The sequence below is a fragment of the Fodinicola feengrottensis genome (genome assembly GCF_010993775.1).
GTDB classification, from domain to species: Bacteria; Actinomycetota; Actinomycetes; order Mycobacteriales; family HKI-0501; genus Fodinicola; species Fodinicola feengrottensis.
This window is the reverse complement of sequence record NZ_WOTO01000093.1, coordinates 1-23,421: the sequence shown is the minus strand read 5'-3', so window position 1 is coordinate 23,421 and position 23,421 is coordinate 1. Positions and strand designations below refer to the sequence as shown.

General features: G+C 67.7%; 22 protein-coding genes and 4 pseudogenes. 18 read left to right on the top strand and 8 right to left on the bottom strand.

Annotated features, from left to right (window positions below; translation table 11 throughout):
* The coding region (locus GNX96_RS45960; protein WP_279583297.1) for an ERAP1-like C-terminal domain-containing protein at window positions 1-1,085 on the top strand (1,085 nt) is incomplete at its 5' end.
* Window positions 1,086-1,198: 113 nt separating this feature from the next.
* Here GNX96_RS45960 and GNX96_RS45955 read toward each other — a convergent pair.
* From GNX96_RS45955 to GNX96_RS45945, 3 genes are all read right to left on the bottom strand, one after another.
* Entirely contained in the window at window positions 1,199-1,675 is a 477-nt protein-coding gene (locus tag GNX96_RS45955) for a DUF5130 family protein (protein WP_279583296.1), read from the bottom strand.
* Window positions 1,662-1,952: an aa3-type cytochrome oxidase subunit CtaJ gene (ctaJ, locus tag GNX96_RS45950; protein ID WP_163573690.1), complete on the bottom strand. Its 291-nt coding sequence runs from the start codon at window positions 1,950-1,952 to the stop codon at window positions 1,662-1,664. Before ctaJ ends, GNX96_RS45955 begins: the two co-directional genes overlap by 14 nt.
* 162 nt (window positions 1,953-2,114) lie before the next feature.
* Window positions 2,115-3,854 carry a serine/threonine protein kinase gene (locus tag GNX96_RS45945; protein ID WP_163573689.1) on the bottom strand — a complete coding sequence of 580 codons (1,740 nt, stop codon included), beginning with the start codon at window positions 3,852-3,854 and terminating at the stop codon, window positions 2,115-2,117.
* 328 nt (window positions 3,855-4,182) lie between these two features.
* Between GNX96_RS45945 and GNX96_RS45940 the strand changes: the two are divergent.
* The 3 genes and pseudogenes from GNX96_RS45940 (at window position 4,183) to GNX96_RS60445 (ending at window position 7,192) form a co-directional block, all read left to right on the top strand.
* Window positions 4,183-5,302 (top strand): annotated as a pseudogene (locus GNX96_RS45940) (NDMA-dependent alcohol dehydrogenase).
* A gap of 25 nt (window positions 5,303-5,327) precedes the next feature.
* Entirely contained in the window at window positions 5,328-6,179 is an 852-nt protein-coding gene (locus tag GNX96_RS45935; protein WP_163573692.1) for an AAA family ATPase, read from the top strand.
* Window positions 6,176-7,192, top strand: a complete 1,017-nt coding sequence (locus tag GNX96_RS60445; RefSeq protein ID WP_279583295.1) for a vWA domain-containing protein — start codon at window positions 6,176-6,178, stop codon at window positions 7,190-7,192. The genes GNX96_RS45935 and GNX96_RS60445 overlap by 4 nt, the downstream gene beginning before the upstream one ends.
* 804 nt (window positions 7,193-7,996) lie before the next feature.
* Here GNX96_RS60445 and GNX96_RS45925 read toward each other — a convergent pair.
* Window positions 7,997-8,541: pseudogene (locus GNX96_RS45925) on the bottom strand (HNH endonuclease).
* Between the two features lie 329 nt (window positions 8,542-8,870).
* On the opposite strand from GNX96_RS45925, the gene GNX96_RS45920 reads away from it, so the two are divergent.
* From GNX96_RS45920 to GNX96_RS45905, 4 genes and pseudogenes are all read left to right on the top strand, one after another.
* Entirely contained in the window at window positions 8,871-9,872 is a 1,002-nt protein-coding gene (locus tag GNX96_RS45920; protein ID WP_163573688.1) for a mechanosensitive ion channel family protein, read from the top strand.
* Window positions 9,873-10,418: 546 nt separating this feature from the next.
* Window positions 10,419-11,477: pseudogene (locus GNX96_RS45915) on the top strand (MFS transporter); the annotation flags it as partial.
* Window positions 11,478-11,518: 41 nt separating this feature from the next.
* Window positions 11,519-11,914 carry a globin gene (locus GNX96_RS60440; RefSeq protein ID WP_390624338.1) on the top strand — a complete coding sequence of 132 codons (396 nt, stop codon included), beginning with the start codon at window positions 11,519-11,521 and terminating at the stop codon, window positions 11,912-11,914.
* 73 nt (window positions 11,915-11,987) lie between these two features.
* A pseudogene (locus GNX96_RS45905) lies at window positions 11,988-13,645 on the top strand (glycoside hydrolase family 13 protein).
* A gap of 281 nt (window positions 13,646-13,926) precedes the next feature.
* Here GNX96_RS45905 and GNX96_RS45900 read toward each other — a convergent pair.
* From GNX96_RS45900 to GNX96_RS45890, 3 genes are all read right to left on the bottom strand, one after another.
* Window positions 13,927-14,349: a YbjN domain-containing protein gene (locus tag GNX96_RS45900; RefSeq protein WP_163573685.1), complete on the bottom strand. Its 423-nt coding sequence runs from the start codon at window positions 14,347-14,349 to the stop codon at window positions 13,927-13,929.
* Between the two features lie 77 nt (window positions 14,350-14,426).
* Entirely contained in the window at window positions 14,427-15,089 is a 663-nt protein-coding gene (locus GNX96_RS45895; protein ID WP_163573684.1) for a hypothetical protein, read from the bottom strand.
* The gene (locus tag GNX96_RS45890; RefSeq protein ID WP_279583292.1) at window positions 15,086-15,526 is read right to left on the bottom strand and encodes an acyl-CoA thioesterase; all 441 of its coding nucleotides are present in this window, start codon (window positions 15,524-15,526) and stop codon (window positions 15,086-15,088) included. Before GNX96_RS45890 ends, GNX96_RS45895 begins: the two co-directional genes overlap by 4 nt.
* A gap of 217 nt (window positions 15,527-15,743) precedes the next feature.
* On the opposite strand from GNX96_RS45890, the gene GNX96_RS45885 reads away from it, so the two are divergent.
* Window positions 15,744-17,045, top strand: coding sequence for an ABC transporter substrate-binding protein (locus GNX96_RS45885; RefSeq protein ID WP_163573682.1), 1,302 nt, complete (start codon window positions 15,744-15,746; stop codon window positions 17,043-17,045).
* Between the two features lie 96 nt (window positions 17,046-17,141).
* On the top strand, window positions 17,142-17,327 hold the full coding sequence (locus GNX96_RS60435) for a hypothetical protein (RefSeq protein WP_279583291.1): 186 nt from the start codon (window positions 17,142-17,144) through the stop codon (window positions 17,325-17,327).
* On the opposite strand, the gene GNX96_RS60430 is transcribed toward GNX96_RS60435, so the two are convergent.
* The gene (locus GNX96_RS60430; RefSeq protein ID WP_279583290.1) at window positions 17,304-17,480 is read right to left on the bottom strand and encodes a hypothetical protein; all 177 of its coding nucleotides are present in this window, start codon (window positions 17,478-17,480) and stop codon (window positions 17,304-17,306) included. The two genes, GNX96_RS60435 and GNX96_RS60430, sit on opposite strands and share 24 nt — an antisense overlap.
* Here GNX96_RS60430 and GNX96_RS45880 point away from each other — a divergent pair.
* The 8 genes from GNX96_RS45880 to GNX96_RS45855 form a co-directional block, all read left to right on the top strand.
* Window positions 17,461-18,099: a carbohydrate ABC transporter permease gene (locus tag GNX96_RS45880; RefSeq protein ID WP_279583289.1), complete on the top strand. Its 639-nt coding sequence runs from the start codon at window positions 17,461-17,463 to the stop codon at window positions 18,097-18,099. The two genes, GNX96_RS60430 and GNX96_RS45880, sit on opposite strands and share 20 nt — an antisense overlap.
* Window positions 18,099-18,992, top strand: a complete 894-nt coding sequence (locus tag GNX96_RS45875) for a carbohydrate ABC transporter permease (protein WP_163573681.1) — start codon at window positions 18,099-18,101, stop codon at window positions 18,990-18,992. The genes GNX96_RS45880 and GNX96_RS45875 overlap by 1 nt, the downstream gene beginning before the upstream one ends.
* 79 nt (window positions 18,993-19,071) lie before the next feature.
* Window positions 19,072-20,010: a LacI family DNA-binding transcriptional regulator gene (locus tag GNX96_RS45870; RefSeq protein ID WP_163573680.1), complete on the top strand. Its 939-nt coding sequence runs from the start codon at window positions 19,072-19,074 to the stop codon at window positions 20,008-20,010.
* Between the two features lie 338 nt (window positions 20,011-20,348).
* The gene (locus tag GNX96_RS60425; RefSeq protein ID WP_279583288.1) at window positions 20,349-21,020 is read left to right on the top strand and encodes an ABC transporter substrate-binding protein; all 672 of its coding nucleotides are present in this window, start codon (window positions 20,349-20,351) and stop codon (window positions 21,018-21,020) included.
* Window positions 20,932-21,657, top strand: a complete 726-nt coding sequence (locus GNX96_RS60420) for an extracellular solute-binding protein (RefSeq protein WP_279583299.1) — start codon at window positions 20,932-20,934, stop codon at window positions 21,655-21,657. The genes GNX96_RS60425 and GNX96_RS60420 overlap by 89 nt, the downstream gene beginning before the upstream one ends.
* Window positions 21,657-22,127 (top strand): hypothetical protein, encoded by a 471-nt coding sequence (locus GNX96_RS60415; RefSeq protein WP_279583287.1) that lies wholly within the window; start codon window positions 21,657-21,659, stop codon window positions 22,125-22,127. The genes GNX96_RS60420 and GNX96_RS60415 overlap by 1 nt, the downstream gene beginning before the upstream one ends.
* Window positions 22,073-22,648 (top strand): carbohydrate ABC transporter permease, encoded by a 576-nt coding sequence (locus GNX96_RS60410; protein ID WP_279583298.1) that lies wholly within the window; start codon window positions 22,073-22,075, stop codon window positions 22,646-22,648. The genes GNX96_RS60415 and GNX96_RS60410 overlap by 55 nt, the downstream gene beginning before the upstream one ends.
* Window positions 22,641-23,421: carbohydrate ABC transporter permease (locus GNX96_RS45855; RefSeq protein WP_163573679.1), on the top strand; the 781-nt coding region annotated here is incomplete at its 3' end. The genes GNX96_RS60410 and GNX96_RS45855, both read left to right, overlap by 8 nt.

The following is a 23,421-nucleotide window of genomic DNA, read 5'->3' as shown; positions in this document are numbered from 1 at the left end:
GCGCCAGGAGGCGCCCTAAAGAGCACCGCGGCGGCCACACCGGCTGGCCTGGGTTGTGCAACGACTTCGACGGCACCGACTTTCGAGCTGCGCGAAGCAGGTCGAATCTGGATGCGTCGCCGGCGCGAACTCACGCCGGTGCCCAAGATCGGCTGGACGACCGGTCTGTTCGCAGCGTGGTCGAGCACATCGCCGCGCTCGGTGACCCGCTGGCCAGGTCGCTGTGCTGGCAGGCCGCGTGGGACATGGTCCGGGACGCCGAGATGCCGGCCCGCGACTACGCCACCATGGTGTGGGGCGGGATGCCGACCGAGACGGTGTCGTCGCTGATCCTGGACGGCATCCGGAACATCCGTACGGCGCTCGGCGCGTACACCGACCCGGCGTGGGGCGAGCAGGGCTGGAAGACGCTGGCGCAGACCGCGCTGGCCACCATCCGCTCGGTCGAGCCGGGCAGCGACGCCCAGCTGCAGTGGGTACGGGTCGCCGCGGACACCGCGTGGGCCGCTGGTGCGGAGGTGGTCGCGCAGGTACGTGGCCTGCTGGACGGCACGGTCACGGTCGAGGGCCTGAAGGTCGACCCGGACCTGCGCTGGTATCTGCTGCAGGGCCTGGCCGGGGCCGGCGCTGTCGGCGAGCCGGAGATCACCGCCGAGCTGGCGCGGGACGCCACCGCCACCGGCCAGCGCAAGGCCGCCACCGCCCGGGCCGCGATTCCCACCGCGGCGGCCAAGGAGAAGGCCTGGCACATCGCGGTGGTCGAGGACGGCCTGCCGAACGCGATCATGGAAGCCGCCATCACCGGCTTCTGGCACCCCGGCCAGCTGGAGCTGCTCCGCCCGTACGCCGACCGCTACTTCGCGTCGGTCGCGGACGTGTGGCAGCGCCGCTCGTCCGAGGTCGCGCAGAACATGGTGATCGGCCTGTTCCCGCGGATGCTGGTCGAACAGTCCACATTGGACGCCGCGGACGCGTTGCTGGCGCAGTCCGACCACCCGCCGGCACTGCGCCGGCTGCTCGCCGAACAGCGCGACGGCGTTCGCCGCGCCCTCGCCGCCCGCGAGCGCGACCGCAAGTCCGACTGAGACGCGAAACCGGCGGCCCGCACTTTCGGGGGCCGCCGGTTTCTCGTACGCACTACTTCGCGAACGTGACGTTTTCGGTGTGTCGGCGACGAAAACGTCGAGTTCGCCGAGGGTCAGACCTTGGTGTGGTCGGCCAGCATCCGCAGGCCAGTGACGATGCCGGCGGTGAGGTCGCCGCCGGCGAAGGCCGCGGTCATCGACAGCGCGGCCAGCGCGCAGATGCGATCCGGGATCCGGTCCACCACCGAGGAACCGGTGACGATCTCCACCATCCGCTGGTCCGGGGAAATCGCCACCAGCACGGACTTGTCCGGATCGGGCAGCTTGTCGTGCAGCTTCTCGGCGTGCTCGCGGGTCTTCTCACCGAGATCGCCAACATAGACGCTGAAAGCCAGCCCGGACTCGCGGTCGGCGGCGGACAGCGCCTCGTCGATGCGGATCAGCTGCCGGGAGCTGAAAGGGCTCTCCCCCGAAGTCGGGTCGGAACCGTCGTACCCGTCTTTTGCCGGCGCCGCCGGGGCCTCTTCGCGCACCACAGCCTCCTTGGGCACCACAGCTTCCTCAGTCAACACCGCGTCACCAGCTGCCACTTGCGCCGCCCTTCGGGGTCGAGGGCGTGGCGCTGCCGGCAGGCAACGCCGTGCGCTGCGCAGCGGCGGTCAGCTGGCCGGCCGAGTGGCCGTGTCCAGCAGCCGCCGGGGCGTCTGGCACAGCGGCGAGGAACCAGACCGGCGCGAAGTCGAACGGCCGGCCGGGCCGGTAACGCTTGGAGCGGCGGGCACTCGTGCCGTACACCAGCGCCGCGATCACAAGGAAGACCGAGGCGGGGATGCCGACAAAAGTCCCGACGGTCTCAAGTGGAGTCATGAGGCCTGTCCTTCTGGCTAACAAATCGTATGACTCACCGTATCCGAAGCCCGTGAGCGCCACCTGATCAGGATGCGGCCGATGTGACGTACGAGGCTCGCCTTCCCAAGATCGTCCCGTATCGGCGCCAGCGTTCCCAGAAGAACGCCGGCCGCCGACGCTCTAGAAAAACTTCGGCAGGCTCAACGACGGCGGGGTCGTGGCGGAGATGAAGGCGATGCCGCTCAGCACCGAGAAGCCGGCCGCGATCAGGTGCGACGGCAGCGCACCGCGGCGCTGCCGCCAGCCCAGCAGCATCCGGCCAATCAGCCGGCACAGCCAGAACGGCACGAGGGCGGCGACCAGCGCGAGGCCAGCGCCGACGAGCAGTTCGCTGAGCACCGCGCTGTTCACGCTCTTGCCGTCGAAGAGGCTGCTCAACACCGCGCAGGCCGCCCAGATCAGGCAGCACACGGTGAGGAACACAGCGCCCAGAATCGACAGCAACCGACCCCGTTTCGGCCCGTACGCGCGACGGGACTCCGGGGGCCGCTGGATCGCCGGCTGGTCCGCGGTGTCCGGTGGCGGCGGAGTCGGCGCCGGCACTTTTGACGCGCCACGCGCCGGTCCGCGGACGCCCGGAGGCCCTGCCGGGGCCTGCGGGACACCTGGCGCCACCAGGTCCACGCGGGTGCCGCCCGGCCCGCCTTGCGATGGCACGGCGGCGACGACGGCTGGTGGGCTAGAGACGTGAGCGCTCGCCTTCGCGGTGGGCACCTTGGTGAAACCCGCACCGGCCGGTACGGTCGCCGCGCCGGCCACGAACGGCGTCACCGGGTTGCTGGCCGGCACCGGTGCGATCGCGGCGGCACCAACACCGGCGCCGCTGGTCACCCGGGCCGATCCGCGGGCCGAGCGGCGGCCACCGCTCCACATCGCGACGCCGCCGGCCAACGGGTGGGCCGCGGCCAGCAGCTCGGCCAGCCGGTCCACCCAGGCCAGCAGCTCGTTCGTATGCGGGCGGTCGGCGGGCTGGTCCATCAGCGGCGCGAGCAGGTGCTCCCGCAGCCGCGGCGCCGCGTCCAGCTCGGCGACCGGCTTCAGGATCGACCAGCGGGCCCGCGGCATCTCCGGCCCGGAGACCAGCGTGCTTTCCGCGACCTCGCGCGGCAGCTGCCCGGTGACCAGGAAATACGCCACCGCGCCAAAGCCGTGCACGTCGTACGCCGGACCGACCCGGCCGGTCAACGCCTCCGGGCCGCCGGCCTTGGCGGTGAAGGCGACCGAGGTGATGTAGTCCGGCCGGTCGTACCGGGCGCCGGTGAAGTCGATCAGTCGCGGGCTGCCGTCCGGCAGGATCACCACGTTCGCCGGGGTGACGTCCATGTGCAGCACCGGGTTCGCGGTAGCCGCCGGGTGGTGCAGCGCCAGCAGCACGTCGGCGAGGCTGCGCAGCACCGGGCGACCCTCGACCTTCGGGTACGCGCCGCCGGCCATGTCCCGCAGCGCCCAGCCCGGCAGGAAGTCCAGGACCTGGTACGGCACCTCGTCCAACTGGCCGTTGAGGCCGCGGCTGGGCAGCGTGCCGGGCGCGTGCGGCAGGCCGCCCATGAAGCCCTCGATCCGCCGGCAGATGCCCGGGATGCCGCGCACGTTCAGGTCCGCCAGCACCGCGTCGCCCTTGTCCCAGGACCGCAGCTGGTCGATCAGCGGCCGGCCCTCGCTGGACCGGAAGACCTTCACGGTGACCGGGCTGGAAGCGATGCCCGCGGACATCCGTACGGCCCGGTAGACCTCGGCCTGTCCGCCAGTGGCCAGATGGGTGATCAGCCGATACCGCGACCGGGACTCCGGCAGCACGCTTTCCGGACCACAGACCAGGTCGAGCACAACGTCCGGTGCGTGACCCGCCGCCTGGGACATGAGCCTCCTTGCTCGAGAACGATGCCTTCTTTGAAGGCACCAATGCCAACCGCTGACCAGAGTAGCCACCACCAGCACCCCGGCGAAGTGCCCGACCGACAAGTCATGACTGCGACGTACGACGCATCCACCTGCGGTCTCATCCGTCTACCTGGTTCGACGCACGACGACCGGAGGGGGTTGCCCCTATGGGCCGACTCCGAGACAGAGTTCACTTCGTTCCCTGACCGAACGGACAGGCACCTGATCTCATCTGAGAGCTGCGCCATACCTGCTGGTCGATCTAGCCTGCCATCAGACCCCAGTTCCAGTGAGCAGGAGGCGTTCGATGAAGACACGTGCCGCTTTCATCCGGCAAGCTCCCGGCGAGTACGAGGTCGGGGAGGTTGAGCTGGAGGAGCCTCGACAGAACGAACTGCTCATCAAGATGTCCGCGGCGGGCCTCTGCCACTCCGACGACCACGTCGCCACCGGCGACATCCCGGCCGGTGTCTACCCGATGATCGGCGGCCACGAGGGCGCCGGCGTGGTGGCCGGGGTCGGCCCGAACACGCCCGGTTTCGCCGACGGCGACAAGATCGTCTTCTCGTTCCTGCCCAGCTGCGGCCGCTGTCGCTGGTGCGCGTCCGGCATGCAGAACCTCTGCGACCTGGGCGCTGGGCTGCTGTCCGGTGGCCGGCCGGACGACCCGACCAGCTTCCGGAACTCGATGGACGGCAAGCCGGTGGGCCAGATGTGCGGACTGGGGACGTTCGCGGACTACACCATCGTGTCGGTCGACAACGCCGTGAAGGTCGACGACGACGTGCCGCTGGACAAGGCCGTACTCACCGGCTGCGGGGTCGGTACGGGCTGGGGCTCGGCGGTCAACTCGGCGCAGGTCTACCCCGGTGACACGGTGATCGTGATGGGCGTCGGCGGCATCGGCATCAACGCCGTCCAGGGTGCCGCCCACGCCGGCGCGTCGAACATCATCGCGGTCGACCCGGTCGCCTTCAAGCGGGAGAAGGCGATGGAGCTCGGCGCCACCCACACCGCGGAGACCATCCAGGAGGGGCGCTGACATCGCCCGCTCGCTGACCAACGGCCAGGGCGCCGACTCCTCGATCGTCACCGTGGGCGTCACCAAGGGCGAGCACATCGCCGGCGCCTTCTCGGCCATCCGCAAGGCCGGTACGTGCGTGGTCACCGGTCTCGGCGACATCACCGAGGTGGGCATCCCGATCTCGCTGGGCGAGCTGACGCTTTTCCAGAAACGCCTGCAAGGTGCCCTTTTCGGTGCGTCCAACCCGAAGAAGGACATCCTGCTGATGCTGGCCCTCTACAAGGCCGGCAAGTTGAAGCTGGACGAGCTGATCACCAACACGTACCGGCTCGAGGACATCGCGCAGGGCTATAAGGACATGCACGACGGCAAGAACATCCGTGGCGTCATTCTCTTCGACTGACGGGGCTGGCCTGCCGGTCGCCGCGATGGTCGCGGCGGCCGGTGGCCGCCTTGTCGGTCGCCGTCGCGAGGCCGAAGTGGTCGCGGCGGCGCTGGGCGCGGGCGGTCGCAACATCCTGCTCGAAGGCCCGCCCGGAACGGGGAAAACGACCCTGCTGACCGCCCTCGCGGCCGGCGCTGGACTGCCGTTGGTGCTGGTGGAAGGCAATGCCGAGCTGACACCCGCGCGGCTGGCTGGCCATCACGACCCGTCGCGGGTGCTGAGCGAGGACTACCATTCCGGCAACTTCGTGCCGGGTCCGCTGCTTCGTGCGATGACCGACGGTGCGCTGCTTTATGTCGAGGAACTCAACCGCATTCCAGAAGAAACGCTCAACGTGCTGCTGGGCGCGCTTTCCGAGCGACAAATTCACTTGCCACGAGTGGGTACGGTGCCCGCCGAGTCAACTTTCCGTTTGATCGCGGCAATGAACCCGTACGACGCCATCGGCACGACCCGGATCACGCCGGCGCTCTACGACCGATCGTGTCGCGTCGCGATGGGCTATCAGGACGAGCTAACGGAAATCGCGATCGTGATCGCGGAGACCGGCGATCGCTCCGCGCTCGCGAAACGGGCCGTGCGGGCGGTCAGGGCGACACGTACGCATCCGGAAATCCGCGTCCCGGCGTCCGTCCGCGGCGCGATCGACACCGTGCTGGTGGCCGGGCAGCTGGCCGAGATCCGCAGCGAGTCGGCGCCCGGCGAACACACCGCGTTGGACTCGGCGCTGGCCGCGCTGACCGGACGGATCACCATCGCGGACGGCGGCGGGCGTACGGCCGAGGACATCGTCACCGAGATCTGGGAGGAGGCCGGCCGGTCGGGAAAAGCGTGACGCCCGGCGACCCCGCGGCCGCCGGGCAGCCGCTTCCGTCGGGCGGCAAGCGAGCCGTCACTGACCCGGGCGAGGTCCAGAAGCTGCTGCGCGACCAGGCGTCGCGTACGAGTGCGCGCTCCGAACTGACCTATCGGCATCCGGACCTGCCGGCGGTCTCCCCCGAGGCCGGCATGCTCGACGAGCAGGCGCTCAGCGATCTCGTCCACACCGATCCGGAAGCCGGCCTCGGGCTGCTCGCCGACCTGACCCGGGCCGCCGACGCCGGCCTGCGCGAACGAGCCCGCCGGCTGGCCACCCTGCTGGCCGTACGGCCGCGGGGCACCGAAGCCGAGCGCGGGCTCGGCCGGCCTGCACTGGCGCTGGTCACCGACCCGTACGCCGGCGCGGACCTCGACCTGGACGCCACCCTGAACCGCCTCACGGGCCTGCACCGGCCGCATCTGGATGACCTGGTTTTTCGCGGGTGGCGCCGGAGCGAGTCGGCGTATCTGCTGGTCGTCGACTCGTCCGGCTCGGTGGCCGGACCGCGCCTCGCGACCGCCGCCGTACTCACCGCCGGCGCCCTCTGCCACCGGATCGTGGACGCCGAACTCGCGGTGCTGGCCTTCTGGTCCCGTACGGTCCTGCTGCGCCCGCTCGGGCCAGCCGCCGCTGGCACCGTCGCCCAACTGGTGGATCGGCTGGCGGACCTGCGCGGTGGCGGCACGACCGATCTCGCGCTGGCCTTGCGGACCACCCTCGACCAGGCCCGGCTGGCCCGCGCGGCTCGCCGGGACGTGCTGCTGCTGACCGACGGCGTACGCACCGAAGGTGACGACCCGCTGCCGGTCGCCGCCTCGGCTGCTGGCCTGGGCGTACGAATCCATGTGCTGGGCCTGAAAGCGCCAACCGGCGAGGAGGAGACTGGCGAGGCCACCTGCCGCGCGATTGCCTCGGCGTCCGGCGGTCGCTATGCGGCCGTCGGATCGCCACTGGACGCGGCCGCCGCGGTGTCCGCTGTCCTGGCCTGACCTTTGGTTTTCGCGTCTGTTGCGGCTGGATCCGTCGACATACCCACTGCGAGGGCCACCAGAGATCACCATTCGGACCGGCGACCGCGTCGACGCGATGCGGTCAAAAACCGTGACGAGATGGGACCCAGCCCCGTCCGGCGCCATCGGCCGCCAGGCCGATGTTGTCGCCCCTCCGGCAGGGGCGTCGCTTTCTGGGGCCCACCGGTTTTTGGTGGGCGCCAGAAAGCGACTCTCGTAGCCGTAGTCGACGGCGCCCGCGCCGAAGGCGCCAGAAATACAGGGCGGATCGGCAGTAACCATCAGAAAATCCCGCCCCGCCACCGGTCTTTGGTGGCGGGGCGGGATTTTCTGATGGCTGGTAGACGAGACGCCGCCCCCTCGCAGCAGAAAACGCCATTAACCAGGGCGCTCATCTCCGCAGCACACACCGCCCTTAGCCAGGGCCGTCACCTCCCCAGCGCACCACCGCTTTCAACCGGGCCGTTGCCTCCGCAGCAGACACCGCCCTTAACCAGGCCGTCACCTCCCCAGCGCACACCGCTTTCAACCGGGCCGTTGCCTCCGCAGCACACACCGCTTCTGACCAGGGCGCCCACCTCCCCAGCGCACCACCCGCTTTCAACCGGGCCGTTGCCTCCGCAGCAGACACAACCGAGCCCCGCAGCAGACACCCCCCCTCAACCAGGGCCGGATCTTCGGCGTACGCCCCCGGAGGCAGCACCGTCGACTGGGCAGACCTCAAGTCGCAGAAACACCCAAAGTCACCCAGTCGCTCGTACCCACCAAATAGGAGCCCCAGGGCTAGGCGGTCATCGAGTCGGGGAAAGGCGCCGGGAGGTCCACTTCGGGCAGGCCCAGCCAGGCGTTCCAGGCCGGGTCGGGGGTGCGGTGGCCCAGTACGCGCCAGACCGGCCCGCTGGGCGAGGCCGGGCGGCGGTGCAGGCGCCAGCCCAGCTCGGCGAGCGTCCGGTCGGCCTTCACGTGATTGCACCGGCCGCAGGCGGCCACCACGTTCTCCCAGGTGTGCGCACCGCCGCGGCTGCGCGGAACGACGTGGTCAATGGTGCTGGCCGCCTTGCCGCAGTAAACGCAGCGACCGCCGTCGCGGGCGAAGACGGCTCTTCGGGTCAGCGACACGGTGGCCCGGAAGGGCACCTTCACGAACTTCGTCAACCGGACCACCATCGGGGCGGCGAACGAACGGGTCGCGGAATGCAAAAGCCGTCTCCATCAGCGACGGAGACGGCCTTATCCGTGAGTATCAGTACTACCGCGCGGCGCGCTGGCACCACGCACAGCGGTTCGTACGTGGCGTTGAGAACCAACGCCGACCCGGATCCGCCCACGCGCACCTCCTCCGAGGTGGTCCGTTACTCGCCGCCCGACGAGGCTCGTCGAAACGACGGTGGTAGCAACATCCTGGCTCAGGATCGGCCCGCTGGCGAGCACGAAACAGCATTTTCATCTAAGCCAATGCCGCGACGGCCGTCCATGGGCAGAACCCACCTCGTACACAATCGTACAAAGCCTCGCAAATCGCTCGACGGCGCCCTCAGTGCCAGGATCCGGGCCGCGGGACGGGACGTAGCTCACGTCGAGCCTGGGGCGGCCACCGCGGCGAACCCACCGGCGGGTACGAAGGACTGACACGGGACCCGGCGACGGCAAGGAAGAGATGGAATCGCTCCTGCGCATCCTCGCGGCCAAACCGGACTGCGCCACCGACGCGGGTTCGGTCTGCCAGTCCGTGTGGCAGGCCACTGGCGTCGGCTGGCTGTCGGCCGGCTCGGAATACCTGGTCGCGACCCCGCTGAAGATCCTGCTGGTGATCGTTCTCGCGGTGGTTGTCCGCTGGGTCACGCACCGGCTCATCAAGCGGCTTGTCCGTACGACCACCGAAGGCAAGCTGCCGGTCGTCCTGCGGCCGCTCAGCGAGCACGCGCCGCTCGCGCGGGCCGCCGCCGGGCTGGTTCCCGAGCGCCGGCACCAGCGCGCCAAGACCATCGGCTCGGTGCTGCGCAGCGTCACCTCGATCGTGATCGGTGCGGTCGCGGTGCTGACCATCCTCGGCCAGCTCGGCATCAACCTCGCCCCACTGCTGGCCAGCGCCGGCATCGCCGGGGTCGCGCTCGGCTTCGGCGCGCAGACGTTGGTCCGCGACTTCCTGTCCGGGATCTTCATGATCCTGGAGGACCAGTACGGCGTCGGCGACACCGTCGACGTAGGCGAGGCGAGCGGGACCGTCGAGGCGGTGGGCCTTCGGTGTACGCAGCTGCGGGACGTGCACGGAACCGTCTGGTACGTCCGAAACGGCGAGGTGATCCGGGTCGGCAACCGCAGCCAGGGCTGGGCGGTCGTCGTCATCGACGTGCCGCTCCCCTACGGCACGCAGCTTGACCAGGCCAGCAGCGTGATCCGGACGGCCGCGCAGACCCTCGCCGACGACGAGCGGTTCGCCACCGACCTGCTCGATCCACCGGAGGTGCTCGGCATCGAACAGATGACCAACCTCGGGATCACCGTACGAGTGACGGTGAAGACGACGACGGACAGCCAATGGCGGGTTGGCCGGGAACTGCGCCGCCGACTGTCCGACGCGCTCGACGAAGCCAGCATCACGTCCGCACTGGGCGGCCAGCTCTACCTCCGCGCGCCCGCCACCAGCGCCGCTCCCTGACCACCCCCACTCTTCGGTGGGTCCAGGTTCGCCGCGCGCATCGAGTCGATGCGGACAAGACAAGGTGACGGAGAGTACGACGGGTTTCGAGAGTTGTCCGAACCGGAAAGTGTGGGCGCCGGTGAACCAACACCGGCGTTCACACGTGTGGCAGGGCAGAGGCAGAATGGACAGGTTCGTCGGCTGGATGGGAGTTGTGCGGTGAGTCCCATAGCGGATGGGAAAATGGTGGTTCTACCCCACCCTGCATAGACCCTGAACGCCCGGAAGATGTTGAATACCACGGGTCCTGTCGCTATTACCCGTAATCGTGCACACTATGGGCTACGACGCCAATACTGGTCGTAACGGGGAGGTGAGTGTCCTTGGCTGCTACCCCCGCGCGCCCAGCGACGTACCGTCAGGTCTTCGCGCTGGTCGAGGCTCGGGTGCTGCTCGGGACCCAGGTGTTGTCGCTGGTCGGCGACCTGCTGGCGACTGTCGCCCTGACCGTACTGGTCTACACCAACACCGGCTCCACGGTGCTCGCCGCGGCCCACCTTCGCGATCGGATACCTGCCCTGGGTGGTGGGCGGCCCGATCCTGGCCGCACTCGCCGACCGGTTGCCGTGGCGCCGCACGATGGTCGCCTGCGACCTGATCAGGGCCGGGGTCGTTGGCCTGTTGGCCTGGCCGGGCATCCCGCTACCGATCCTGCTGGCGCTGCTGTTCGCCTCGGCACTGGTCGCTCCGCCGTTCGAGGCGGCCCGCTCGGCGCTGATGCCGGTCGCCATCCCCGGCGACGCGTTCGTGCTGGCCAACTCGCTGCAGTCGGTGCTCCGCCAGACCACCCAGGTCGCCGGCTTCCTGATCGCCGGGGTGCTGGTCGCGCTGCTGAACGCGCGAGGCGCACTGCTCGCCGACGCCCTCACCTTCGCGCTGTCCGCGGCCGCGATCCGACTCTGGATCAAGCACCGCGACGCGCCCCCCAAGCACCCGGAGCGTCGCTCGCTGTTGCAGGAGACCGTCGATGGCATGCGGCTCGTCCTCGGCCACAAGGTGCTCCGGCCGTATCTGATCCTCGCCTTCATCACCAGCGGCTGCGTGTACGCGTCCGAAGGCCTGTCGGCGCCGTTCGCCAAGCATTTGAACGGCGGCGGTCCGCAGGTGATCGGCATCCTGCTCGCGTCGATCCCCATCGGCGAGGCGATCGGTGCGATCGTGCTGGGCCGGTTCGCCAGCCCCACCCTGCGCCCGAAACTGGTCGTACCGATGGCGATCATGTCCGGCTGCGTCCTGGTACCGATCGCCCTGGACCCACCGCTGCCCGTCGTGTCGTTGCTCTACGCGCTGTCCGGTTTCGGCGTCTCGTGCATGACCATCGTCAACGCCAACTACGTGCGAGCGATCGCCCCACAGTTCCGCGGCCGCGCCTTCGGAGTGGCCCAGTCCGGGCTGCAGATCTCCCAGGGTGTCGGCGTACTCATCGCCGGCGCTCTCGCGTCCGTGCTGCTCCCGCCCCATGTCGTCGCACTCTGCGGGGCCGCCGGCGCGCTCGGCATCATGCTGCTCGCGTCCGCCCTGGCCGAGCGTCAAACTGCAGGACGAGGCGATGGAGCATCCGGCGACCGGACCAGTCGGAAAGGTCTCCGCTTAGAGTGGTGGACGTGGAGTCAACCCCGAGCGAGACGACGACTTTCTACGACGCCGTCGGCGGCCACGAGACGTTCGTACGACTGGTGGACGCCTTCTACGCGGGTGTCGCGCAGGACGAGCTGCTGCGCCCGCTCTACCCGGAGCAGGACCTCGGCCCGGCGAACGAACGGCTTCGGCAGTTCCTGGAGCAGTACTGGGGCGGCCCCACCACGTATTCCGACCAGCGCGGTCACCCGCGACTGCGGATGCGGCACGTGCCTTTCAAGGTGAACCCGGCGGCCCGCGACGCGTGGCTGACCCGGATGCGGACAGCCGTGGACAGCCTCGGCCTGCCGACTGAGCTGGACTCGATCCTCTGGGACTACCTGCAGCGCGCCGCGTTCTCCATGGTCAACAGCTTCGAGTGAGCTGGCATTGTCCCGGCCACAGAAGGCCGTGAGGTTAACGAGCGGTTAGGAATTGCCGCGTTCCTCTGGCAGCATGTGCCGTAGGCCCAACTGGAACGATTCTGTAGGAGTCTGTGTGCCTACCAACTCTGTGCCGATCAGCGCAGACCACGCGAGTCAGCCGTCCGACTGGTGGCGCGAAGCGGTCTTCTATCAGGTTTATGTGCGCAGCTTCTTCGACGCGAACGGCGACGGAGTCGGCGACCTGGACGGCATTCGCGGCAAGCTGGACCACCTGGTGGCGCTCGGCGTCGACGCGCTCTGGCTGACACCGTTCTTCACGTCGCCGATGGTCGACCACGGGTACGACGTGGCCGATCCGCGCGATGTCGACCCGCTCTTTGGCGACCTGGCGGCCTTCGACCGACTGCTTGCGGCCGCGCACGAGGTCGGCATCAAGGTCACCATCGATGTCGTACCCAATCACACCTCCAGCCAGCACCCCTGGTTTGTGGAGGCGCTAGCCGCCGCGAAGGGCAGCCCCGCGCGAGCCCGTTACCACTTCATGGACGGCTATGGCCTGGACGGCGCCGAGCCGCCGAACAACTGGCCGAGCATCTTCGGCGGTCCGGCCTGGACCCGGGTCACCGAGGCCGACGGCAAGCCCGGCCAGTGGTATTTACACATCTTTGCGCCTGAACAGCCCGACCTGAACTGGGCCAACCCGGAGGTCGGCGCGGACCTCGCTCGTACGCTCCGATTCTGGCTCGACCGCGGCGTCGACGGCTTCCGCATCGATGTCGCCCACGGCCTCACCAAACCAGCGGGCCTGCCGGACATGCGAGTGGAGAACGTCGCGCTGCTGCACAGCGCGGACGACGATCCACGGTTCGACAACGACGGCGTCCACGAGATTCACCGGATGATCCGGTCCGTGGTGGACGAATACCCAGACCGGATGACGGTCGGCGAGGTGTGGGTAAGGGACAACGATCGGCTTCGCAAGTACGTCCGCCCCGACGAGCTGCACCTCGCCTTCAACTTCCGCCTCACCGAGGCCCGCTGGCGAGCCGACGAACTGACCGACGCGATCGAGCAGTCGCTGGAAACCGTCGCCGGCACCGGCACCCCGACCTGCTGGGTCTGGTCCAACCACGACATCGTCCGGCACCTGACCCGGTTCGGCGACGGCCTGGTCGGCGAGCGCCGCGCCCGCGCCGCCGTCCTGCTGCAACTCGCCCTGCCCGGCGTCGCTTACCTCTATAACGGCGACGAACTCGGCATGCCAAGCGTCGATATCCCGGACGAGGCCCTCACCGATCCCACTTGGGAACGCTCCAGCCACACCGAACGCGGCCGCGACAACTGCCGCATCCCCCTGCCCTGGACCGCGGGCGAGCCACCGTACGGCTTCTCCCCCGCCGGCACCCCCACCTGGCTCCCGATGCCAGCCGGCTGGGCTCCCCTCGCCGCCGACACCCAGCGCACCGATCCGTCGTCGATGTTCTCCCTCTCTATCGGACCGCGGTGCAGCTGCGCGGAAAGCACCCCGGCATGGCCGGCGACCTGGAATGGGTCCCAGCTCCCGCCGGCTGTGTGGCCTTCCGCCGTACCGGCGGCCTCGCCTGCGTCCTGAACGTGACCAACAACCCCGTACGCCTGCCCGCCGGCCTGCCGTCCGAAGTGCTCCTCACCAGCGTCCCCCTCATCGACGGCCTGCTCCCCGGAGACGCCGCCATCTGGCTGTGTTGATGGCCGCAGTTCCTGCGGCGGCGCATCTGGTTCGCGTCGCCAGGGCACCCAAAGAACGGGCACCCCACCGCCACGAACAAGGACGGCCTCCGGCCGTCGCGCGGGCGGGGTTGGGTTGAAGGCCGGCGTGGCTGTGTCAAAAGCCGCAGTTCCTGCGGCGGCGCATCTGGTTCGCGTCGCCAGGGCACCCAAAGAACGGGCACCCCACCGCCACGAACAAGGACGGCCCTCCGGCCGTCGCGCGGGCGGGGTTGGGTTGAAGGCCGCGGGTACTGCGGCCTTCAGATCAGCATGGCGTCGTCGTGGAGCCAGTCGACCCACGCCTGGGCTGACACCGCGACGGACTCCATCAGCTCATCGAGCAGCGCGTCATGCACTCCGGGTCCCAGCGGCACGTACATATCAGCCGTCAGCGGCAACGCGAGATCAGCCGACGGAGCACCCACGAAACACCGCAACAACCGCCGCGTGTTGTTCCATTCGTTGGCTGCCGTCAGGGCGCGCGCCTCCCAGGACATCGGTACGTGGGAATGGGCCACCACGTGCGCCGAGAGCATCGCCGGTTCGCGGTCCAGCGGGCCGCCGCCGGAGAGGGTGAACCAGAGGGTGGCCCGCTCGCCGGGAATGAGCAGCCGGCGGGCGCCGTCCACTTGGGCGCCGTGGCCGAGGCGGTCCAGGGACTGGCGGACCCGGCCCAGGGTCACCGGACGGGCCTCCAATGGATCGACTCGCATTCACGCCAAGGTAATACCCCGTGTCATCCCAGCCGGACCAACAGATCTCAGACCAGCAGGTTGAGTCCCCCGCCTCGGCGCAGGTAGACAGCTCCGGCCGCGGAGCGCAGCCGCAGCCACGGCTCGCGGACCTCGACCTGCACGACGCTGTCCGGGGCGCTCTCGCCGACCAGGCCGGTGGCGGCGAGGCCCTGGATGAGGCGCTGGGTGACCTCGACGGTGGGTCGACCGGCAGGACCGGACACGGTCAGCGCCACATGGTCGAGGACGGCGTTGGTCAGGGTGCTGGCGGCTTTCGCGCTCCGGCCCGCCGCGGCCTGCCGGAACGTACGGGCGCCGGCGCTGGCAAGGCGACTGACCACTTCGGCTGGGACCGCGTCGAGGCGCTCGAAACCACCGCTGGGCAGGCCACCCACCCACTCCGCGTCCCGGCGCGGCGACAGCGACACCTCAGCCTGGTCGGCGGCGGCGGCCAACGCGCGCAGCAGTACGTCCGCGGCCACCACCGGCTCGTCGCCGGTCGTGGTGTCCAACTCGGCGGGAACGGACAGCACGGCCAGGACACCTACCGGCAGCCGGCAACACAACTCCACGAGATCAGCCGCCGGTCGTACGCGCAGAAGAGCGTTGTCGTCGAGCCGGCGCACCCGTACCAGAAAGGCACCGCACGCGGCCGCACCCTGCGGGCTGAACCGCACCACCGCTGTCACGCATCGCCTCCGTCGGGCAGCCAGCCGCGCAGCCACTCCTGCTCGCGCGGGACCAGCCGGCGAATCCGGGTCGCCGCCAGGTCGTACGGAACGAGCAGGGTGCGGGCCCGGCAGGCCACCGGCAGCGATCCGTCGGCCGCGGCCTCGCGGTCATAGAGCTCGTACGCGACGGTGAAAGACGCATTTCTGACCTGTTCGACCCACACGTCGATGCGAACCGGCTCGGTGGCGTAGTCGATCTGCCGGAGGTAGTCGATCTCGTGCCGGGCGACCAGCACGCCGGACATCAGCCCGCCCAGCCCGTCAGCGGCCGGTGCGCGGGCGATCAGCTCGGTCCTGGCCTCCTCGAACAACGTCAAATAGCGGGCATTGTTGACATGTCCGAAGGCGTCCATATCGGACCAACGGATGTGGCAGTAAGAGATGTGGCGCGGCACCGGCCCAGGCTTTCACAGCAGTTTCCTGCCAGGTGCCACGGGCTGGCCGTTTTCCGCGATAGAGTGCCGACCGCTCAATAACGAACAGATAACGAGGCACCAAGCTCCGACAGTGGGTAGTCCGATGGTGTTGAATGCCCAGAGCTACATCGTGGCCTGCACCACACTCGTGACGCTGGCCACGCCTGCAACAGCAACCAGCAGAAGGAGTTTCCTAATGCGTCGAGTACGCGGGATCTCAAAAGCAGCAACCCTGATAGCACCGGCACTCGCGGCGGCTCTCATCCTTTCCGCCTGCGGCGGTGGCGGCGGCGGTACGAGCCAGAACAGCGACGCGCTGACCGGGACCGGGCCGATCACGCTGGTGCAGGGCAAAGACACCTCAGGCAACCGGCACAACCAGATCGACGCCTGGAACAAAATGCACCCTGACCAGAAGGTCACGCTGATCGAGCTGCCGGAGGACGCGGACACCCAGCGCCAGCAGATGGTGCAGAACTTCACCGCCAAAACCGCGACTTTCAGCGTGGTCGACGTGGACGTGGTGTGGGTCGCCGAATTCGCCGCGAACCAGTGGATCGAGCAGCTGCCCGAGGCGCAGATCCCGACCTCGTCCTATCTGGCTCCCACGCTGGAAACCGCCAAGTACTTCAACAAGCTTTACGCGGTGCCCCGCGCGTCCGACGGTGCTTTGCTCTACTACCGCAAAGACCTGCTCACCGCGGCCGGCGTGACCAACGCGCCGACCACTTGGGCCGACATGACCGCGGCCTGCAAGAAAGTGCAGGCGAAACAGCCCTCGATCGGGTGTTTCACCGGACAGTTCTCCAAATATGAGGGCCTGACCTGCAATTTCTCCGAGGCCATCAACTCCGCCGGCGGCACCATCCTCAATGACCAAGGTAAGCCGGACGTGAACACCCCGCAGGCCAAGGCCGGCGTCGACTTCCTGGTGAACGGCTTCAAAGACGGCTACATCCCGAAGGCGTCGTTGACGTACAAGGAAGAGGAATCCCGTCGCGCGTTCCAGGACGGCAATCTGGTTTTCGAGCGGAACTGGCCCTACACGTACGCGAAGTTCGGTGCCACCGACGGTTCCTCGAAGGTGAACGGAAAGTTCGCGATCGCGCCGCTGCCGGGCCTGAACGGCCCAGGTGTCTCCACTCTCGGCGGGCATGACCTCGCGATCAGCAAGTTCACCAAGAACAAGCTCACCGCGCTGAACTTCATCAAGTTCCTGACCGGCCAGGCGGAGGAGAACAACAACCTGCAGGCCACCTCCGAGGCCCCGACCTGGGCGTCGCTGTACGACGACCCCGCGCTGGTCGCGAAGTACCCGTATCTGCCAGTGCTGAAGCAGTCCATCCTGAAGGCCAAGAAGCGGCCGGCCGCGGTGCAGTACCAGGACGTGTCGGCGGCGATCCAGAACGCGGCCACCGACGCGCTGACCGGAGCCAAGACCTCCGATCAGGCATTGGCTGAACTACAGACAAAACTCACCCAACTGCTCGCGAAGTAGCCCGCCTCTGGCGGCCGGGGACACGTATCCGGCACGTGTCCCCGGCCGCACCAGCCGTCCCAGCTGTCCACGCCCGAGCTCGGGAGAGACAAGAAGATGAGCACGATCACCGCACCACCGCCCACCGCGGCTATGTCGCGGCGGGGCAACCGTAGGCAGGGCGTCGGCCGGTTGGCCGCCCTGCTGGTGTCCCCCACCTTTCTCGTGCTGTTGCTGATTATCATCTACCCGCTGCTGGACGCTCTCCGGCTGGCCTTTTTACCACAAAAACACCGGCGTTGACCCGAATACCGGCTTTGTCAGCCAGGGCAGCACTTTCGTCGGGCTGAAGAACTTCACCGACCTGTTCACCGGCGACACCGGGCACACTTTCTTCACCGCGCTCGCGAACACCACCACCTTCACCATCGTCGGCGTGGCGATCGAGACCGTCATCGGCGTCGCGATGGCTTTGATCATGCACAAGGCATTCCGCGGCCGCGCGCTGATCCGGGCCACCATCCTGGTGCCGTGGGCGATTCCGACCGCGATCTCGGCGCTGCTGTGGAAATGGATCTTCGCCGCCGACGGCGTCGCGAACAACATCATCGGCACCAAGGTGCTGTGGACCACCGAAGGCATTCAGGCCTGGTTCGCGGTGCTGATCGCGGACACCTGGAAAACCGCGCCGTTCATCGGACTTCTGGTGCTGGCTGGCCTGCAGATCATTCCGGGCGAGGTGTACGAAGCGGCCAAGGTGGACGGATCCGGCGCCTGGAACACGTTCGTACGGATCACCCTTCCGTTGGTACGCCCGGCGTTGATCGTCGCCATCCTGTTCCGGATGCTGGACGTGCTGCGGCTTTTCGACCTGCCGTATGTGCTCACCGGCCCGGACAACACCAGCACCCAGACCCTGTCGATCGTCGCCTTCAGCGAGGCGGTCCGATATCAACGGTTCGGGCCGGCCGGCGCGATATCGACCATGCTCTTCATCTACATCGCGGTCGCCGCCTTCGTTTTCGTGAAGGTCCTCGGCGCCGATGTCATCGGCAACCGGATGGGGAAGAAATAATGGCGACCACCACCGCACCCGCCGCGGTAGCCCGTCCCACCAGCCGGCGGCGCAGCAAGGCCACCGGCACCGGCGGCTGGCCGAGTGTGCTGCCGTACGTCGGCATCGCGATCATCGTGATCTATTGCCTCGCGCCGTTTTACTGGATGATCGTCTCCAGCCTGCGCCGGACCAATGACCTTTTCGACAACTTTCCTATCCCCCGACCGTTTTCGGTGGAGAACTACGGCGCCGCGTTCGATCCGCGCAACGGTTTCGGGCGCGCCCTGCTGAACAGCCTGATCGTGGCCGGCACCACCACCATTCTGGTGCTGGTCGTCGGCACGCTGTGCGCGTACGCGCTGGCACGGTTGGAATTCCGGTTCAAGAACGTCGCGCTGGCGGTCATCATCGCCACCTCGATGTTCCCCGGCATTTCCGTCGTCGTGCCGCTTTTCGGGCTTTTCACGGCGATTGGCTGGATCAACTCGTACCAGGCGATGATCCTGCCGAGCATGTCCTTCGCGCTACCACTGGCGGTGTGGAACCTGACGATCTTCTTCCGGCAGATGCCGTACGAGCTTGAGGAAGCGGCGCAAATCGACGGCTGCTCCCCCGGCCAGGCATTTCGCAAGGTCATCCTGCCGTTGGCCGCGCCGGGCGTTTTCACTACCGCGATCATCGCATTTATCGCGTCCTGGAATGAGTACATCATCGCACTGAGCATGGTGACCAGCCCGACCTACCGGACCGCGCCGGTCATCGTGTCGCTGTTCACCGGCACCACGAACTTCGACGCGCCCTACGGAACCCAGATGGCCGCCGGGGTGATCGTGACCATCCCGCTGGTGATCATGGTGCTGATCTTCCAGCGCCGGATCGTGGCTGGCCTGACCGCTGGTGGAGTGAAGTAGCGGCGGCACCCGACGGTGATTGTGCGCTGGAGCTGAAGCGGTTAAGTTACCAGCGGACAAACTCCCGAGGCGGTGAACGATGAAGCGGCCCACCATTCTGGACATCGCACGGGTGGCCGGCGTCTCCAAAGGGGCCGTCTCGTACGCCCTGAACGGCCGGCCCGGCGTCTCGGTGGAGACCCGGGCCCGGATCCTCGGGATCGCCGAGGAACTCGGCTGGGTCCCCAGCAGCGCCGCCCGTGCGCTGTCCAGCGACCGGGCCGAGGCGGTCGGTCTGATCGCCGTCCGCGATCCGGAACTGGTCGCCACCGAGCCGTATTTCATGCGGATGGTCGCCGGCGTGGAGAAAACCCTGTCCGAGCGCGGCATGGCGTTGCTGCTGACCGTGGTGTCCGATCCGGCCCGCGAGCTCGACCTCTACCGGCGCTGGTGGGGCGGCCGGCGGGTGGACGGGATGCTGCTTTTCGACATGCGGATGGACGATCCGCGGCCACGCTGGCTGCGCAAGGTCGGCGCGCCCGCGGTCATCATCGGGGCCCAACGCGCGTACGCCGGAATTTGCACTCGAACGAACTGCACTCGAACGAACTACCAGGACGCGATGACCCGGGCGATCACCCACCTGGTGGATCTCGGACATCGCCGGCTGGCTCGCATCTCCGGCCCGCACAGCCTCGAGCACGTCGTCCGTCGGCAACGGTATTTCGCTGATATCACGAAGAAACTTCTCGGCTCCGAGCAGCCACAGGTGGAGACCGACTACACCGCGACCGCTGGCGTAAGGGCCACTCGCGAGCTGCTGGCCCGACAGCGCCGCCCGACCGCGATCATCTACGACAACGACGTGATGGCGGTGGCGTCGGTGTCGACGCTGACCAACGAGGGCGTCCGGGTGCCCGAGGAACTCGCGGTGCTCGCTTGGGACGACTCGCGCTGTGCCAGCTGGTGCACCCCGCGGTCAGCGCCTTCACGCACGACATCACCGCGGAGGCCGGCCTCGCGGCCGAGCTGCTGCTGACCCGGATCGAAACCGGGTCCGCCGCGGACCGCTGGCTGGAAACCCCGCAACTGACCGTACGCGCGAGCACCGATCCCGCGCACGGAGCGTAGCGAAACAACGGGCTAAAACCGACAAAACTCGACCGTTTCCCTACATTTATGCCTTAAAAAAAGGCAGTCCAAACCGGTTCACTTCCCGGCGTGACTCAGCTAACATGACCGACGAGCTGAACCGGTTAATCGGCCGGCTGACCGCGGTGCCGTACGCCCGCCGTACGGAACCGAACACGCCCCCGGTGATGCCATCCGCACTGCCGGCGACCCGGCGATCCGGGCGCCGCAACGAAGGAGTCGACCGTGCGCAAGAAGACCCTCACCGCGATGTTGTCGGTGGCACTGTTGGCGACGACAGGCCTGTCCGCCTGCTCGTCCGGCAGTGGATCGGACGCCAACACGATCACGTACTGGGCCAGCAACCAGGGCACCAGCCTGCAGAACGACAAGGACGTACTGACCCCACAACTGGCGCTTTTCACCAAGCAGACCGGCATCAAGGTCAACTTGGAGGTGATTTCCTGGGATCACCTGCTGGACCGGATCACCACCGCGACCACCTCCGGCGACGGGCCGGACGTGACGAACATCGGCAACACCTGGTCGGCTTCGCTGCAGGCCACTGGCGCCTTCGTGGACTTCGACAACACCGCGCTGGGCAAGGTTGGCGGCAAGGACAAGTTCCTGGCCACCAGCCTCAGCTCCACCGGCGCGCCCGGCAAGACACCCGAGTCGGTGCCGCTTTACGGCCTGTCGTACGGACTTTTCTATAACAAGAAGGACTTCGCCGCGGCCGGCATCACCGCCCCGCCGACCAACTGGACCGACTTCGTGGCGGACGCGAAGAAACTCACCAACCCGGCGGCCAAGAAATACGGGCGTCTCACTGGCCGGCGCCAGCTACACCGAGAACGCGCACTTCGCCTTCATCTTCGGCAAACAGCAGGGCGGCAACTACTTCGACAACTCCGGTAAGGCCACCTTCGCGAGCCCGCAGAACGTCAAGGCCGTGAAGCAGTATCTGGACCTGCTCGGCGCCGACAAAATCGCCATTCCGAGCTCCGCGGAGCACGGCGCCACCCAGGACGCGGTGGCCGACTTCACCGGCGGCCGGGCCTCGATGATCATGGCGCAGACCAACACCACCGCGTCGATCGCGAAGGGCGGCATGCCGACCAGCGACTACGGGGTGGCCCCGATGCCCATCGAGTCACCGCTGCCGGCCGGTGGAGAGCGAGTCAACAGCCACGTCGCTGGCATCAACATCGCGGCCTTCAAAGACAAGAACACCGAAGCCGCACTGAAGTTCATCAACTTCATGACCAGCACCACCGAACAGATCAGCCTCAACAAGACGTACGGTTCGCTGCCGGTGGTCAAGGGGGCCGCGTCCGACGCCGCTTTCCAGGGCGCCACCACGAAAACCTTCGTGGACGTGCTGTCCACCACCTCCGCGCCGATGCCGATGGTCACCAACGAGAGCCAGTTCGAGACCACTGTCGGCGCCGCGCTGAAGGAGCTGATCGCGCAGAGCGCGACCGGGAAGGTCCTCACCGACACCGATGTGAAGAACGCGCTGACCTCGGCCCAGCAGAAACTGGCCACCAGCTGATGACCACCGGCGTCTCGACCGAGGCCGAGCGCCGCGGCACCGAGCCGCCGGCGGCGTCCGCCGGGCCCACCCGGGTCCGGCGGCGCCGCCGCGCGCTGGGCGGTCGCGCGTTGCCGTACCTGCTGATCGCGCCGGCGCTGGTCTTCGAGCTGCTGGTGCACGTGGTCCCGATGCTGACCGGCGTCGCGATCAGTTTCCTCAAACTGAACCAGTTCTACCTCCGGCACTGGCTGCAAGCACCGTTCGCCGGCCTCGACAACTACCGTTCTCGGTGGATTTCCACAGCTCGATTGGCGCCGCGCTGTTGCGATCCCTGGGCGTCACCATCGCTTTCAGCGTGGTCGTGGTGGCGCTCAGCTGGCTGCTCGGCGTCTTCGGCGCCACCCTCCTGCAGCGCAGTTTTCGCGGCCGGGCCGTGCTTCGGACGATTTTCCTCGTCCCGTACGCGCTGCCGGTCTTCGCATCGGTGATCGTCTGGAAGTTCATGCTGGGACAGAACACCGGCATGATCAACCACGTCCTCGCGCAGTTGCACATCACCAACGGCCAGACTTTCTGGCTGTTGGGCAACAACGCGTTCATCAGCATGGTGGTGGTGGCGGTCTGGCGGCTGTGGCCGTTCGCGCTGCTGACCCTGATGGCCGGCATGCAGTCGATCCCGGGCGACATCTACGAGGCCGCCGCGGTGGACGGCGCGAACATGTGGCAGCAGTTCCGCAAGCTCACCCTGCCGATGCTGCGACCGGTCGACCAGGTGCTGGTCCTGGTGCTTTTCCTGTGGACTTTCAACGATTTCAACGTGCCCTACACGCTGTTCGCGGACTCGCCGCCGGCCAGCGCTGACATCGTTTCCATCCACGTCTACCAAAGCTCGTTCATCACCTGGAACTTCGGCCTCGGGTCAGCGATGTCGGTGCTGCTGTTGCTGTTCCTGCTGATCGTCACGGTCGGATACCTGCTGATCACCTCCAGGAGGACCCAGGATGCATGAGTCGCGGGTCTTCAAGGCCGTACGGGTGGTGGGCCTGACCGGCCTACTCTTGTTCACCCTGGTGCCGATTTACGTGATGATCTCCACCGCGTTCAAGCCGCTGTCGGACGTGCAGAACTACTTCACCTGGTTTCCCACCACCATCACCGTCCGGCCATTCATCGATATCTGGACGACCGTGCCACTGGCCCGGTATTTCAGCAACAGCGTGATCGTTTCGCTGACGTCCAGCGTTATCTCGGTGACACTGGCCGTCCTTGCCGCGTACGCGATCAGCCGCTACACCTTCCGCGGCCGGCAGCTGTTCCGGATGACCGTGCTGTCCACCCAAATGTTCCCGGGCATCCTGTTCTTGCTCCCGCTCTACCTGATCTACGTCAACATTGGGCAACTGACCGGAATCCGGCTGACCGGCAACCTGCTCGGCCTGATCATCACGTACCTGACGTTCACCCTGCCGTTCTCGATCTGGATGCTGGTCGGGTATTTCAACTCGATCCCGCGCGGGCTGGACGAGGCGGCCACCGTGGACGGTGCGAGCCCGATCCGGACACTGGTGTCAATCATCGTGCCGGCGGCCAAACCCGGCATCGTGGCCGTCGGGATCTATTCCTTCATGACCTCCTGGAGCGAGTCGCTGTTCGCCTCGGTGCTGACCGACGACAACTCCAATACGCTGTGCGGGCGGACTTTCCGATATCCACCCAGTCTCGGTCTACTGAACCCGTGGTGGCGCTTTCCTGCTGATGCAGCGATATCTCGTGCAGGGCCTG

Bases quoted from the DNA above. Each gene is read 5' to 3' on its own strand.
- GNX96_RS45875 (WP_163573681.1), top strand. From the start codon at position 18,099: ATGGCGACCACCACCGCACCCGCCGCGGTAGCCCGTCCCACCAGCCGG.
- ctaJ (WP_163573690.1), bottom strand. From the start codon at position 1,952: ATGACTCCACTTGAGACCGTCGGGACTTTTGTCGGCATCCCCGCCTCG.
- GNX96_RS45935 (WP_163573692.1), top strand. From the start codon at position 5,328: ATGGTCGCGGCGGCCGGTGGCCGCCTTGTCGGTCGCCGTCGCGAGGCC.
- GNX96_RS45885 (WP_163573682.1), top strand. From the start codon at position 15,744: ATGCGTCGAGTACGCGGGATCTCAAAAGCAGCAACCCTGATAGCACCG.
- GNX96_RS60435 (WP_279583291.1), top strand. From the start codon at position 17,142: ATGAGCACGATCACCGCACCACCGCCCACCGCGGCTATGTCGCGGCGG.
- GNX96_RS45945 (WP_163573689.1), bottom strand. From the start codon at position 3,854: ATGTCCCAGGCGGCGGGTCACGCACCGGACGTTGTGCTCGACCTGGTC.
- GNX96_RS45870 (WP_163573680.1), top strand. From the start codon at position 19,072: ATGAAGCGGCCCACCATTCTGGACATCGCACGGGTGGCCGGCGTCTCC.
- GNX96_RS45920 (WP_163573688.1), top strand. From the start codon at position 8,871: ATGGAATCGCTCCTGCGCATCCTCGCGGCCAAACCGGACTGCGCCACC.
- GNX96_RS60430 (WP_279583290.1), bottom strand. From the start codon at position 17,480: ATGACGGTCTCGATCGCCACGCCGACGATGGTGAAGGTGGTGGTGTTC.
- GNX96_RS60415 (WP_279583287.1), top strand. From the start codon at position 21,657: ATGACCACCGGCGTCTCGACCGAGGCCGAGCGCCGCGGCACCGAGCCG.